Source organism: Streptomyces sp. NPDC048255 (assembly GCF_040652415.1).
GTDB lineage: Bacteria > Actinomycetota > Actinomycetes > Streptomycetales > Streptomycetaceae > Streptomyces.
Genome location: NZ_JBEZMA010000043.1, coordinates 49070 through 62512, shown reverse-complemented (window position 1 = coordinate 62512; position 13443 = coordinate 49070). Strand labels below are relative to the sequence as shown.

Sequence of the window (13443 nt, the reverse complement as noted above, 5' to 3'; positions counted from 1 at the left end):
TCCCCGCAGGACGAGCGCGCAACCTGGGCCGAGGGGGCGTAGCGGGGGCTCAGTGCGCGAGCCGAGGAGACAGCCCGGAGGGGCACCGCGGACCGGCTCCCACCGACCAGGCTCCGGCAAAGCCGAACCGCACACAGCCGGCCCGCCCGCAGGGCAGGTGGCCGAGGAGACAGCCCGGAGGGGCACCGCGGACCGGCTCCCACCGACCAGGCCCCGGCAAGCCGAACCGCACACAGCCGGCCCGCCCGCAGGGCAGGTGGCCGAGGAGACAGCCCGGAGGGGCACCGCGGACCGGCCAAACCGACCAGGCTCCGCTGGAACGGGCCCACCCCGGGCCGAAGCCAAATCCAGCCCCGCCGGCGTTTGAGGCGCGGGGTCTGGGGCGGCGCCCCAGGGAAGAACGACGACACCTTCGGCGGCGAGAATTGGCACTCCGCTTGACCGAGTGCTAATCGCCGGAATAGTGTCGCACCTGGCACTCGCCCCGGGTGAGTGCCAACACAGCGACAGGCAGGTCCGGCACCCGCGACGACGGATCGACCTGGTCGCCACCTCAGACAGTTAACCCCGGATCTCCGAAGGGGGAGGTCGGATCGTGACGACCGCCAGCTCCAAGGTTGCCATCAAGCCGCTTGAGGACCGCATTGTGGTCCAGCCGCTCGACGCCGAGCAGACCACGGCCTCCGGCCTGGTCATCCCGGACACCGCGAAGGAGAAGCCCCAGGAGGGCGTCGTCCTCGCCGTGGGCCCGGGTCGCTTCGAGGACGGCCAGCGTCTCCCGCTGGACGTCAGCGTCGGCGACGTCGTGCTGTACAGCAAGTACGGCGGCACCGAAGTGAAGTACAGCGGCGAGGAGTACCTCGTCCTCTCGGCTCGCGACGTGCTCGCGATCGTCGAGAAGTAATTCGCTTCAAGTTTTGATTTGAGCTGCGCCCCTGGTCACCCTGCTGATGCCGGGCGGCGAGGGGCGTAGTTCGTTCCAGGCGGTGGCGGTCGCGGTGAGCGGCCGATCGCAACGAGAGGACTGAACCGCTCCCATGCCGAAGATTCTGAAGTTCGACGAGGACGCCCGTCGCGCCCTCGAGCGCGGCGTCAACAAGCTTGCCGACACGGTCAAGGTGACGATCGGCCCCAAGGGCCGCAACGTCGTCATCGACAAGAAGTTCGGCGCCCCCACCATCACCAACGACGGTGTCACCATCGCCCGCGAGGTCGAGCTGGACGACCCGTACGAGAACCTGGGCGCGCAGCTCGTGAAGGAGGTGGCGACCAAGACCAACGACATCGCGGGTGACGGCACCACCACCGCCACCGTGCTGGCCCAGGCGCTGGTCCGCGAGGGTCTGCGCAACGTCGCCGCCGGCGCTTCCCCGGCCGCCCTGAAGAAGGGCATCGACGCCGCGGTCAAGGCCGTGTCCGAGGAGCTCCTCGCGACCGCCCGCCCGATCGAGGACAAGTCCGACATCGCCGCCGTGGCCGCGCTCTCCGCGCAGGACCAGCAGGTCGGCGAGCTCATCGCCGAGGCGATGGACAAGGTCGGCAAGGACGGTGTCATCACCGTCGAGGAGTCCAACACCTTCGGCCTGGAGCTGGAGTTCACCGAGGGCATGGCCTTCGACAAGGGCTACCTCTCCCCGTACATGGTCTCCGACCAGGAGCGTATGGAGGCCGTCCTCGACGACCCGTACATCCTGATCAACCAGGGCAAGATCTCCTCCATCCAGGACCTCCTGCCGCTGCTCGAGAAGGTCATCCAGGCCGGCGCGTCCAAGCCGCTGCTGATCATCGCCGAGGACGTCGAGGGCGAGGCGCTCTCCACCCTCGTCGTCAACAAGATCCGCGGCACCTTCAACGCGGTCGCCGTCAAGGCCCCCGGCTTCGGTGACCGTCGCAAGGCGATGCTCCAGGACATGGCCACCCTCACCGGTGCCACCGTCATCGCCGAGGAGGTCGGCCTCAAGCTCGACCAGGCCGGTCTGGACGTACTGGGTTCCGCCCGCCGCGTCACGATCTCCAAGGACGACACGACCATCGTCGACGGTGGCGGCAGCCACGAGGAAGTCACCGGTCGCGTCAACCAGATCAAGGCCGAGATCGAGTCCACCGACTCGGACTGGGACCGCGAGAAGCTGCAGGAGCGCCTGGCGAAGCTCGCCGGCGGCGTCTGCGTCATCAAGGTCGGCGCCGCCACCGAGGTGGAGCTCAAGGAGAAGAAGCACCGTCTCGAGGACGCCATCTCGGCGACCCGCGCCGCGGTCGAGGAGGGCATCGTCTCCGGCGGTGGCTCCGCGCTCGTCCACGCCGTCAAGGTCCTCGAGGGCAACCTCGGCCTGGCCGGCGACGAGGCCACCGGTGTCGCGGTCGTGCGCCGCGCCGCCGTCGAGCCGCTGCGCTGGATCGCCGAGAACGCCGGTCTCGAGGGTTACGTCATCACCTCGAAGGTCGCCGAGCTCGACAAGGGCCAGGGCTTCAACGCCGCCACCGGCGAGTACGGCGACCTGGTCAAGGCCGGCGTCATCGACCCGGTGAAGGTCACCCGTTCCGCGCTGGAGAACGCCGCCTCCATCGCCTCCCTGCTGCTCACGACCGAGACCCTGGTCGTCGAGAAGCCGGCGGAGGAAGAGGGCGACGCCGGTCACGGCCACGGTCACGGCCACAGCCACTGATCGCGCACCACGCTTGGAAGGCCCCGTTCCGCATCTGCGGAACGGGGCCTTCCCCGTTCACGTGCTCAGGACCCGGACATGCCCATCTCGCGCATGAGGCGTCCGATGTCGTACTGCCACCAGGCTTCGGTTATCTCGCCGTCCGTACAGCGGAAGGTGGTGCTGCCGAGGATGTCGTAGGTCTTCCCGGTGGGAGCGACTCCCATGAACTCTCCCTTGTGGGTGCCGTGCCAGGTCCACACGGTGGTGACGAAGTCGCCCTCGGCCAGCTGGGCCGTGATGTCGAAGGTCATGTCGAAGGCCCCGCGCCACATCTGCGCGTCCTCGCGCATGACGTCCCGCCCGATGACGGTGGACTCCTCCTTGCTGACGTCGTGGTCGATGTAGTTCGTCGCGAAGCACTCGTCGACGAGCGCCATGTTGCCCTTCTGGAGGATCTCCTCGAACACCCGGTTCGCGAGCATCTTGTTGAGGTTCTCGTCGCGGACGACGTCCAGGTTGGTGAAGGTCGGCATCCCCTCGCACAGCGCCACCATCTCCCGGAACATCTTGTCCGTCTCCGGGAGATGAGAGTTCTTCATGGCGTCTTCGTACGAGGGGAATTCGACCACGTCCACGTAGTGGTTCTCGTTCTCGCGGTCCTTGCCCACGATGCTGTGGGTGACGGTGCGCTTGCCCTGGCTCTGCGAGACGTACCGGTCGAGCAGCTGGTTGAGGTCGTCCTGCCGACTGGTCTTGTAATCGATTATCTGTACGAATGTCATGGCGTCTCCCGGACTGGATGGGACATGTCCAGTTTAGGGAGATATCGCCCGTTCAGCGGGTTTACCGGCGGGTTACCGGGGCCCGTACTTGCGGCCCGTACGGGAGGACACCCCGCCCAGCAGCCCGCGCGGCGCCAGCTTCACCACGCCCATCAGCGCCTTGTACCGCGGGTCCGGGATCGACACGGTCCTGCCCCGCGCCAGGTCGGCCAGGGCCGCGGCCACCAGCTTGTCGGCGTCCAGCCACAGCCAGCTAGGGATGTTGTCGGTGCCCATGCCCGCACGCTGGTGGAACTCAGTGCGCACGAAGCCCGGGCACAGCGCCATCAGCCGCACGCCGGAATCCGCGAGGTCCCTCGCCGCGCCCTGGGTGAACTGGACGACCCAGGCCTTGCTCGCCCCGTACGTGCCGCGCGGTACGAACGCCGCGACCGAGGCCACGTTGATCACGCCGCCCCGGCCCCGCTCGCGCATCGAGGAGGTGGCCGCCGAGGTCAGCCGCAGCACCGCCTCGACGTGCACCTTGACCATGGCGAGCTCGTCGGCCATCGAGACCTCGAGGTAACGGCCCTTGTTGCCGAAGCCCGCGTTGTTGACCAGCAGGTCCACGGGGTGCGTACGGTCGCCCAGGCGGTGCTCGACCGCCTGGATGCCCTCGTCGGAGGAGAGGTCGGCGGCCAGTACCTCGGCCTCGATGCCGTGCCGGTCGTGCAGTTCGGTGGCCTGCTCGCCGAGCCGCTTCGTATCGCGTGCCACCAGCACCAGATTGTGGCCCTGGGCGGCGAGCCGCCGGGCGAAGGCGGCGCCGATGCCCGCCGTGGATCCCGTAATCAACGCAGTCGTCATAGGCGCAACCTAGCTTCCCCGGCTGCCGGCTCTACTGCGGGCCGGACTTCGCCCCGTACTTCTCCACGTACCGGCGTACGGTCTCGTGCGCCGCGGGCTCCATCGCCTCGCCCGCCGCGAGCGTGCGCGGGAGCAGGGCGCGTTCGGTGGTGAAGGCGCGGAACCAGAGCTCCACCGTCACGTCGTGGTCCGGCCGGTGGACGACCTCGATGGGGTCGCCGGGGGAGACCGAGCCCTCCTGGATCACCCGGAGGTACGCGCCCGGGCGGGCCTGCGCGGTGAACCGCTTGACCCAGGCGGGCTCTTCGAGGACCCCCTGGAAGGTCCGGCACGGAATGCGGGCGGAGGCCACTTCGAGGACGAGGTCCGTGCCGACGCGCCAGCGGTCGCCCAGGCGCGCGGTGTTCAGGTCGATGCCGGAGGTGGTGAAGTTCTCGCCGAAGATCCCGTCGGGCAGTTCGCGGTCCAGCTCGCGCTCCCACAGGTCGAGGTCCTCGCGCGCGTACGCGTAGACCGCCTGGTGGTCGCCGCCGTGATGGCGCCGGTCGCACACGCTGTCGCCCTCCAGGCCGCTGCCGAGGCCGGTGGCCTTGGGGCCGGGGGCGAAGACGCGGACCGGACCGGGGACGGGGCGCTTGCCGATGCCGGTCACGCCGGTGTCGGCGTAGTCGACGGGGGTGGCGCGGCCGAGGTTCACGGAGATCAGATGGGTGGTGCCCTTGGTCATGGAGGACACGCTAGCCGAGCTGCCCCAAAGGGGCACATGGGTATTGACGCTCCAGTCAAAGCAGGCCTTATGCTCGAAGGGTGATCGAGGCACGTCATCTCCGGGTTCTGCGCGCTGTCGCCGGGACCGGGTCCTTCTCCGCCGCCGCCCGTGAGCTCGGCTGCACCCAGCCGGCCGTCTCCCAGCAGATGAAGGCGCTGGAGCAGTCGGCCGGCACCCCGCTGCTCATCCGCACCGGCCGCGAAATGCGGCTGACCCAGGCCGGTGAGGCCCTGGTCCGCCACGCCGCCGGGATCCTGGCCGGGCTGACCGCCGCCGAGGAGGAGGTCGCGGCCATCGCCGGGCTGCGCGCGGGCCGCGTCCGGCTGGTGTCCTTCCCCAGCGGCAGCTCCACGCTGGTGCCGACCGCGCTCGCGGCGATGCGCGCCGAGCACCCGGGGACGCGCATCTCCCTGGTCGAGGCCGAACCGCCGCGCTCGGTGGAGATGCTGCGCGAGGGCGACTGCGATCTGGCGCTGGCCTTCCGCTACGGGGGCTCCTCCGGGTCCGCCGCCGAGTGGGAGGACCTCGTGGTGCGGCCGCTGCTGACGGACCGGCTCGTCGGGCTGGTCCCCGAAGGGCATCCGCTGGCCGGGGCCGAACGGGTGGGCATGGCGGAGCTGGCGCAGGAGCCCTGGATCGCGGGCTGCCCGCGCTGCCGCCGCCATCTGGTGGAGGTGTGCGAGGGGGCGGGTTTCACCCCGCGCATCGACTTCGCCACCGACGACTATCCGGCGGTGGTGGGGCTGGTGGGCGCGGGGCTGGGCGTCGCGGTGCTGCCGGAGCTCGCGGTGGAGTCCGTACGGGCCAAGGGCGTGAGCACCTTGGTGGTGGAACCGGCCGTCGAGCGGGAGGTCGTGGCGCTGACCCTGCCCGACCTGGCCCGGGTGCCGGCCGTGGCTGCGACCCTGGCCGAGCTGGAGCGGGCCGCCGCGCGCTGACGGGGCCGCCGCGCGCTGACCGGGCGGCCGCCGCGCGGCTGAGCACACCCCGGGCAGGGGCGCACCTCCGACGACGGCCGGGGGCGTACGGCCGTACGGGTGCGGTCGGCGCCGGCGCGGCACGCCCGGGCAGCCGGGAGCTGCTGCCCGCCCGGGTGTGCCGGGGTCGGGAGAAACGTTCCTTCGGGCGTTTCCGGCGGCCCTCAGTGCGGAGCGATCGGTCCGATCGTGCTGGATGCGGGGATCAGGCGGTGGCGGGCTCGGCCCATCAGCTCCTCGCGTTCGTCCTCGGTCAGGCCGCCCCACACCCCGTAGGGCTCACGGACGGCGAGTGCGTGCGCGGCACATTCCGCGCGCACCGGGCATCGCATGCAGACCTCTTTAGCCGAGGCCTCGCGCGCACTCCTGGCCGCGCCCCGCTCGCCTTCCGGGTGGAAGAAGAGGGAGCTGTCGACTCCTCGGCAGGCAGCCAGCAGCTGCCAGTCCCAGAGGTCGGCGTTCGGTCCGGGGAGGCGGGAGAAATCTGCCATTGGTAGTCCTCTTGGTGCCGGTACTGAGGCGGATACGGTCCATGTCTCCACACCTACTGTCGTAGTAGATGTAAATATGACTCATTGGGAATCTAGCCTCAGACACATGCCAAACGGAAGGAAAGCCGCCAAATAGGGCATAGCTCCAGATGGAGGACACGCGGGTGGTGGTGTCCGCGTCGTGATCGCTTCCTCACGTAGAGTGCCGAAGGTGTCCGTCCGACCCGTAACTCTTTCGAGTGACCATCGTTGAGAGTGCGAAGGCGGTTGAACCAAGAAGTTCTCGGACAGGTGTCCGGGGACATCGACCGCACAGGTGACGATACGTACCAGCCTGGAGGCTCAAGGTGACGCGCATCAGCAGCTGCGGAGGGCGGTCATGACATCCGTCCTCGTCTGCGACGACTCCCCGCTTGCCCGAGAGGCGCTCCGCCGCGCGGTTGCCACCGTGCCCGGCGTCGAGCGTGTGACGACGGCTGCCAACGGCGAGGAAGTCCTCCGCCGCTGGGGTGCCGACCGCTCCGACCTGATTCTGATGGATGTACGGATGCCCGGACTCGGCGGTGTCGAGACGGTCCGCCGTCTCCTCTCGGCCGACCCCGGCGCCCGCATCATCATGCTGACGGTCGCCGAGGACCTGGACGGCGTGGCCCTCGCGGTCGCCGCCGGAGCCCGGGGCTATCTGCACAAGGACGCCTCGCGCGCCGAACTGCGGGCCACGGTCACCCAGGCCCTCGCCGACCCGACCTGGCGACTGGCCCCGCGCCGGCTCCGCTCGGCCGAGATGGGCGCCGCGCCCACGCTCACCGCGCGAGAGATCCAGGTGCTGGAGGGCATGAGCCACGGCCGGTCCAACGCGGAGATCGGGCGCGAGCTCTTCCTCTCCGAGGACACGGTCAAGACCCACGCCCGCCGGCTGTTCAAGAAGCTCGGCGCCTCCGACCGGGCGCACGCCGTGGCACTCGGCTTCCGCTGGGGCCTCGTCCGCTGACCCCCGGGTCACGGCCCGGTCCGCCGCAGACCGCGAGGCCGACGGCCGGCTGCTGAGAGCGGTCCCGTCCGCCTGGGGCGGACGGGGCGGCAGCACCACCTCTCCCCCCGGCTGCCGCCGGGGCGTCCCGGCGGTGCCCCTCCGCCCGGAGGCGGCGGCGCGCCCGGCCCCGTACGGCGGGCGCGGTCCTGTCGGTCCTACCCGGTGCGCACCCGGGGATCGGCGGGGCACAATCCAGGGGACGTGTCGCTTCGTGCGCGATGCCGCATCCTTGAGGGTGTGCCGCATTCTTGGAGATGTGGAGTCCTCGGGGAACCCTCGGGGACCATTCGGCCGAGCGGGGAGGGGAGGGCGCACATCATGAGTTCCGGCGCACCCGCTCATAACGCTTCGATGCACAACGCGGGCCACGGTGCCACGGATCCTCCGGCGCCAAGGCACCATGGATTGATGCGCGACGACGAGGCCCAGGGGTCCCCCGCGGCCACAGGCCCCACCGGCGCCGCCAAAGGCGGCGGTGCCGGGCCTGTCAGTGCGCTCGTACGCCGTGCGGTGGAGGGCGACGAACAGGCCACGCACGACCTGCTCGCCTTCGTGCACCCGCTGGCCATCCGCTACTGCCGCACCCGGCTGTCGCGGCTCCCCGGTGACGCTCGTCACTTCGTGGAGGACCTGGCGCAGGAGGTCTGCGTCGCCGTGCTGATGGCCCTGCCGCGCTACCGCGACACCGGCCGGCCCTTCGAGGCCTTCGTCTTCGCCATCGCCGCGCACAAGGTCGCCGACCTGCAACGGGCCGCCATGCGCCACCCCGGCAGCACGGCCGTGCCCTCCGACGAGATGCCGGAGCGTCCCGACGACTCGCTCGGCCCGGAAGAGCGGGCGCTGCTCAGCAGCGACGCCGCCTGGGCCAAGAAGCTGCTGGCCAACCTCCCGGAGAACCAGCGCGAGCTCCTCGTCCTGCGGGTGGCGGTCGGGCTGACGGCCGAGGAGACCGGACAGATGCTCGGCATGTCCCCGGGAGCGGTGCGGGTGGCCCAGCACCGCGCGCTCAGCAGGCTGAGGGCGCTCGCGGAGCAGTAGGAGGCCGAACGGTCGCATGCCTCGTAGGAACCAACGAATCTTCCGGTCGATCTTCATCGTGGAATGAGACGCGTCGGGATCCCGTTAGCATGGACATCCGCGCTGAGCAAGACCATTTGGGAAGGTGTCATGACCGCCGACGGAGTGCCCGACAAATTCGCCACGCTCGGACTGACCTACGACGACGTGTTGCTGCTGCCGGGCGCGTCGGACATGTCGCCTGACGCGATCGACACCTCCTCCCTCATCTCGCGCAACGTCCGGGTGAACGTTCCGCTGCTGTCGGCCGCCATGGACAAGGTCACCGAGGCCCGCATGGCCATCGCGATGGCCCGTCAGGGCGGCGTCGGCGTCCTGCACCGCAACCTCTCCATCGCCGACCAGGCCAACCAGGTGGACCTGGTCAAGCGCTCCGAGTCCGGCATGGTCACCGACCCGATCACCGTGCACCCGGACGCGACGCTGCGCGAGGCGGACGAGCTCTGCGCGAAGTTCCGCATCTCCGGCGTCCCGGTCACCGACCCGGCGGGCAAGCTCCTCGGCATCGTCACCAACCGCGACATGGCCTTCGAGTCGGACCGCAGCCGCCAGGTGCGCGAGGTCATGACCCCGATGCCGCTGGTCACGGGCAAGGTCGGGATCTCCGGTGTGGACGCCATGGAGCTGCTGCGCCGCCACAAGATCGAGAAGCTTCCGCTGGTCGACGACGCGGGCATCCTCAAGGGCCTCATCACCGTCAAGGACTTCGTCAAGGCCGAGAAGTACCCGAACGCGGCCAAGGACAAGGACGGCCGGCTGCTGGTCGGCGCGGCCGTCGGCGTCGCCGGTGACGCGTACGAGCGCGCCCAGGCCCTGATCGAGGCCGGTGCCGACTTCATCGTCGTCGACACCGCCCACGGCCACTCCCGCCTGGTCGGCGACATGGTCGCCAAGATCAAGTCGAACTCCGGCGTCGACGTCATCGGCGGCAACGTCGCCACCCGCGACGGCGCCCAGGCGCTCATCGACGCCGGCTGCGACGGCATCAAGGTCGGCGTGGGCCCCGGCTCCATCTGCACCACCCGCGTCGTCGCCGGCATCGGCGTCCCGCAGGTCACCGCGATCTACGAGGCCTCCCTCGCCGCCAAGGCGGCCGGCGTCCCGGTCATCGGCGACGGCGGTCTCCAGTACTCCGGCGACATCGCCAAGGCCCTGGTCGCCGGAGCCGACACGGTGATGCTCGGCTCGCTGCTCGCGGGCTGCGAGGAGTCCCCGGGCGAGCTGCTGTTCATCAACGGCAAGCAGTTCAAGTCCTACCGAGGCATGGGTTCGCTCGGCGCGATGCAGTCCCGCGGCGACCAGCGCTCCTTCTCCAAGGACCGGTACTTCCAGGAGGGCGTGGGCGGCGACGACAAGCTCATCCCCGAGGGCATCGAGGGCCAGGTGCCCTACCGCGGCCCGCTCTCGGCGGTCGTGCACCAGCTCGTCGGCGGTCTGCGCCAGTCGATGTTCTACGTCGGCGGCCGCACCGTCCCCGAGCTGCAGGACCGGGGACGCTTCGTGCGGATCACCTCGGCGGGCCTCAAGGAGAGCCACCCGCACGACATCCAGATGACGGTCGAGGCACCGAACTACTCCCGTAAGGGGTAGCAGGCGTCAGCGCAGGAGGCGGGTCCGGGTTTCCGGGCCCGCCTCTCGCCGTTGCCGGGGGCGCTCTGCCCCCGGACCCCCGCGCCTCGAACGCCGGCGGGGCTGCAATCGTGTCCGTACGGCGGTCATCGGAACGCGGGCCCCCGGCGTTCGGGGATACTGGACGGGCAGACCCAGAGGAAAGGCCACCACACGTGACTGAGATCGAGATCGGGCGCGGCAAGCGCGGCCGCAGGGCGTACGCGTTCGACGACATCGCCATCGTCCCGAGCCGGCGGACCCGGGACCCGAAGGAGGTCTCGATCGCCTGGCAGATCGACGCGTACCGCTTCGAGCTCCCCTTCCTGGCCGCCCCCATGGACTCGGTCGTCTCCCCGCAGACCGCGATCCGCATCGGCGAGCTCGGCGGCCTCGGCGTGCTGAACCTCGAAGGCCTGTGGACCCGCTACGAGGACCCGCAGCCGCTGCTCGACGAGATCACGGAGCTGGACGAGGAGGCCGCGACCCGCCGCCTCCAGGAGATCTACTCCGCGCCGATCCAGGCGGACCTGATCCGGCAGCGCATCAAGGAGGTGCGCGACTCCGGTGTCGTCACCGCCGCCGCGCTCTCCCCGCAGCGCACCGCCGAGTTCTCCAAGGCCGTCGTCGACGCGGGCGTGGACATCTTCGTGATCCGCGGCACCACCGTGTCGGCCGAGCACGTCTCGGGCGCCGCCGAACCGCTGAACCTGAAGCAGTTCATCTACGAGCTCGACGTCCCGGTCATCGTGGGCGGCTGCGCCACCTACACCGCGGCCCTGCACCTGATGCGCACCGGCGCCGCGGGTGTCCTCGTCGGCTTCGGCGGCGGCGCCGCGCACACCACGCGCAACGTGCTCGGCATCCAGGTCCCGATGGCGACCGCCGTCGCGGACGTGGCCGCGGCCCGCCGCGACTACATGGACGAGTCCGGCGGCCGCTACGTGCACGTCATCGCCGACGGCGGCGTGGGCTGGTCGGGCGACATCCCGAAGGCCGTCGCCTGCGGTGCGGACGCCGTGATGATGGGCTCCCCGCTCGCCCGTGCCACGGACGCGCCCGGCAAGGGCAACCACTGGGGCATGGAGGCCGTCCATGAGGACGTGCCGCGCGGCAAGAAGGTCGACCTGGGCACCGTGGGCACCACCGAGGAGATCCTCACCGGTCCCTCGCACAGCCCCGACGGCTCGATGAACATCTTCGGCGCCCTGCGCCGCTCGATGGCCACCACCGGCTACAGCGAGCTCAAGGAGTTCCAGCGGGTCGAGGTCACCGTGGCGGACTCTCAGCACAGTCGCTGACGGTCGTACGCGGGCACGTACGGACGTACGTACGCAGGAGGGCCGGCACCCCGTTCGGGGCGCCGGCCCTTCGGCGTGTCTCAGCCCCGGCCCTTGAGGCGGTGGCGCAGCACCAGGAGCCACGGGACGACGAACATCAGGCAGACGAGGCCGAAGCCGATCACGCTGGTCCAGTCGGGCCCGTCCGGGGTGATCTCCGCGTCGGTCTCGCCGAGCACGAGCAGGCCCAGGACGACCGTCAGGAACCCGGAGATCAGGCCCAGCAGCCACAGCACGACCGTGATCCCCGTCTTGCGGGCGGCCTTCGGCTCGGCCGGCTCCGCCTTGCGGGGCTGCGGGATGCGGGCGGGGTCGCGGGGCGGCATGCGGATCACCGAGGCGGGCGGGACGCCCGCGTCCAGGGGCGCCAGTTCGGCGGCGGTGATGCCGTGCAGGGTCGGCTCGACGGTGAGGGTGAAGCCGTCGTGGCCGACGAGGTGGCGGGCGCCGTCCGGGAAGACGTACATCAGGGAGCACTCGGCGTACCGGACGGTCACCTGGTTGTCCGGGCCGACCAGGCTGACGCCGTCGCCCGCCACGAGCAGGGCGACCTTCCGGTCCTCCAGCGAGGTGTAGCGGCGTCCGGTGACCGTGTCGGGGGAGGCCGCGGGGGCCGCGGTGAGCCCGGCCCAGTCCAGGTCCCTGCCGGGCACCTGCACCAGCGCGCCCGCCCACAGCTCGCGCGCCACCTCGTGGAGATCTGCGACGGTGACCGCCTCGATCTCGGCCCGCGCCTCGGCGACGGTGAGGTCGCGGTGGCGCATCAGCAGGTTCATGGCCTGGGCCGGGAGCTTGGCCGCGGCGAGCTCCGGGGCGTCGAACTGGGCCAGCGCGGCCGTCCGTACGGCTTCCAGGTCGGCCTTCTCGATGCGGCCGGCGCGCAGTTTCGCGAGGACGTCGACGAAGGCGCCGACCATCGCGTCCTGCTTCTCGGGGAGCGCGTCGGCGTACGCGACGACGGTCGCGGAGTCGGTGTCGCGCGAGCAGTACTCGGCGGCCGCGGTGTAGGAGTAGCCGCCCTTCTGGCGCAGGGCGCGGAACAGCTCCTTGCCCAGGATCTCGGTCAGCAGCCCGGCCTTGGTCGAGCGGGGCAGGACCGAGGTGAGGACCAGCCCGCCCTCGTCGCCGCGGAAGTAGGCGGGGGTGACGGGCAGGGCGGAGCTCGCCTCGGGGGTGGGTATCCACTCGCCGGTCGGCAGGGTGAGGTCGAGGCCCTCGGGGAGGGTGTCGCTGGTGATCCACAGGACCGCGTTCTCGGCGGTGAAGCGGGTCGTGGCCCAGTCGCGGACGTTGTGCGGGGTGATCCGGTGCAGGCCGGCCTCGGCGTAGTCGGTGAGGCCGTAGGAGCGGGAGCCGTAGCGCCACAGGGCCATGCCGTGGCCCGGGCCGCGGCTGCGGCCGGCGGCCTCGGTGCGCAGGATCTCCTTCTCGGTCTCGAGCCGGTCCATGGGCAGGTCGCGCAGGGCCGCGCAGACGCCGTTGAGGTACTCGACCACGTCGGCCGGGGTGCCGGTGACGTGGAAGTGGGTGTACGCGGCGGCGGTGGCGCCGTTGTAGTGCAGGTCGCTCAGGCCGTGCCGGTGCAGGGCGAGGTGCTCGACCAGGTGGGTGATCCCGCTGGTGGCGAGGGTCTCGTCGGCGCGGCCGACGCGGAAGAGCAGGCCGGCGGTGACGGGGCCGGAGCGCGGGGCGAGGAGCGTGCGGATGCCGTCGACGGTGGTGTGCGTGATGCCGTCGGCGTCGGTGGTGGCGGGGGGTGCGGTGGCTGCCGGGGCGGTGGTGTCCGGTGTGGTCGTGTCCGCGCCGGGGGTGTCCGGGCCGGTGGTGTCCGGTGCGGTGGTGTCCGGGCCGGTGGTCTCGATGTTCATGTGG

General features: G+C 70.9%; 12 protein-coding genes. 7 read left to right on the top strand and 5 right to left on the bottom strand.

Annotated features, from left to right (window positions below; translation table 11 throughout):
- Positions 1 to 595 precede the first annotated feature (595 nt).
- On the top strand, positions 596 to 904 hold the full coding sequence (gene groES, locus AB0D94_RS27520) for a co-chaperone GroES (protein ID WP_266934835.1): 309 nt from the start codon (positions 596 to 598) through the stop codon (positions 902 to 904).
- Positions 905 to 1037: 133 nt separating this feature from the next.
- Positions 1038 to 2666: a chaperonin GroEL gene (groL, locus tag AB0D94_RS27515; RefSeq protein WP_362056658.1), complete on the top strand. Its 1629-nt coding sequence runs from the start codon at positions 1038 to 1040 to the stop codon at positions 2664 to 2666.
- Positions 2667 to 2731: 65 nt separating this feature from the next.
- Here groL and AB0D94_RS27510 read toward each other — a convergent pair whose 3' ends face one another.
- The 3 genes from AB0D94_RS27510 to AB0D94_RS27500 all read right to left on the bottom strand — a co-directional run bounded on the left by AB0D94_RS27510 (position 2732) and on the right by AB0D94_RS27500 (position 5003).
- Entirely contained in the window at positions 2732 to 3430 is a 699-nt protein-coding gene (locus tag AB0D94_RS27510; protein ID WP_362056656.1) for an ester cyclase, read from the bottom strand.
- Between the two features lie 72 nt (positions 3431 to 3502).
- The gene (locus AB0D94_RS27505; RefSeq protein ID WP_362056654.1) at positions 3503 to 4276 is read right to left on the bottom strand and encodes an SDR family oxidoreductase; all 774 of its coding nucleotides are present in this window, start codon (positions 4274 to 4276) and stop codon (positions 3503 to 3505) included.
- A gap of 31 nt (positions 4277 to 4307) precedes the next feature.
- Positions 4308 to 5003, bottom strand: coding sequence for an MOSC domain-containing protein (locus AB0D94_RS27500; protein ID WP_362056652.1), 696 nt, complete (start codon positions 5001 to 5003; stop codon positions 4308 to 4310).
- An 80-nt stretch (positions 5004 to 5083) separates the two neighbouring features.
- On the opposite strand from AB0D94_RS27500, the gene AB0D94_RS27495 reads away from it, so the two are divergent.
- Complete coding sequence (locus AB0D94_RS27495) at positions 5084 to 5983, top strand: LysR family transcriptional regulator (protein WP_362056650.1); 900 nt, start codon at positions 5084 to 5086, stop codon at positions 5981 to 5983.
- Between the two features lie 203 nt (positions 5984 to 6186).
- Here AB0D94_RS27495 and AB0D94_RS27490 read toward each other — a convergent pair whose 3' ends face one another.
- Positions 6187 to 6513, bottom strand: coding sequence for a WhiB family transcriptional regulator (locus AB0D94_RS27490; protein ID WP_079429335.1), 327 nt, complete (start codon positions 6511 to 6513; stop codon positions 6187 to 6189).
- A gap of 379 nt (positions 6514 to 6892) precedes the next feature.
- Between AB0D94_RS27490 and AB0D94_RS27485 the strand changes: the two genes are divergently transcribed.
- From AB0D94_RS27485 to AB0D94_RS27470, 4 genes are all read left to right on the top strand, one after another.
- Positions 6893 to 7504: a response regulator transcription factor gene (locus tag AB0D94_RS27485; RefSeq protein ID WP_003948568.1), complete on the top strand. Its 612-nt coding sequence runs from the start codon at positions 6893 to 6895 to the stop codon at positions 7502 to 7504.
- A 450-nt stretch (positions 7505 to 7954) separates the two neighbouring features.
- Positions 7955 to 8584: a sigma-70 family RNA polymerase sigma factor gene (locus AB0D94_RS27480; protein ID WP_362056647.1), complete on the top strand. Its 630-nt coding sequence runs from the start codon at positions 7955 to 7957 to the stop codon at positions 8582 to 8584.
- Positions 8585 to 8713: 129 nt separating this feature from the next.
- Positions 8714 to 10213 (top strand): IMP dehydrogenase, encoded by a 1500-nt coding sequence (gene guaB / locus AB0D94_RS27475; RefSeq protein WP_362056645.1) that lies wholly within the window; start codon positions 8714 to 8716, stop codon positions 10211 to 10213.
- A 194-nt stretch (positions 10214 to 10407) separates the two neighbouring features.
- On the top strand, positions 10408 to 11532 hold the full coding sequence (locus tag AB0D94_RS27470; RefSeq protein WP_362056643.1) for a GuaB3 family IMP dehydrogenase-related protein: 1125 nt from the start codon (positions 10408 to 10410) through the stop codon (positions 11530 to 11532).
- 80 nt (positions 11533 to 11612) lie between these two features.
- Here AB0D94_RS27470 and AB0D94_RS27465 read toward each other — a convergent pair whose 3' ends face one another.
- A complete protein-coding gene (locus tag AB0D94_RS27465) occupies positions 11613 to 13439 on the bottom strand; it encodes an insulinase family protein (protein ID WP_362056641.1) in 1827 nt (608 codons plus the stop codon).
- Positions 13440 to 13443 lie beyond the last annotated feature (4 nt).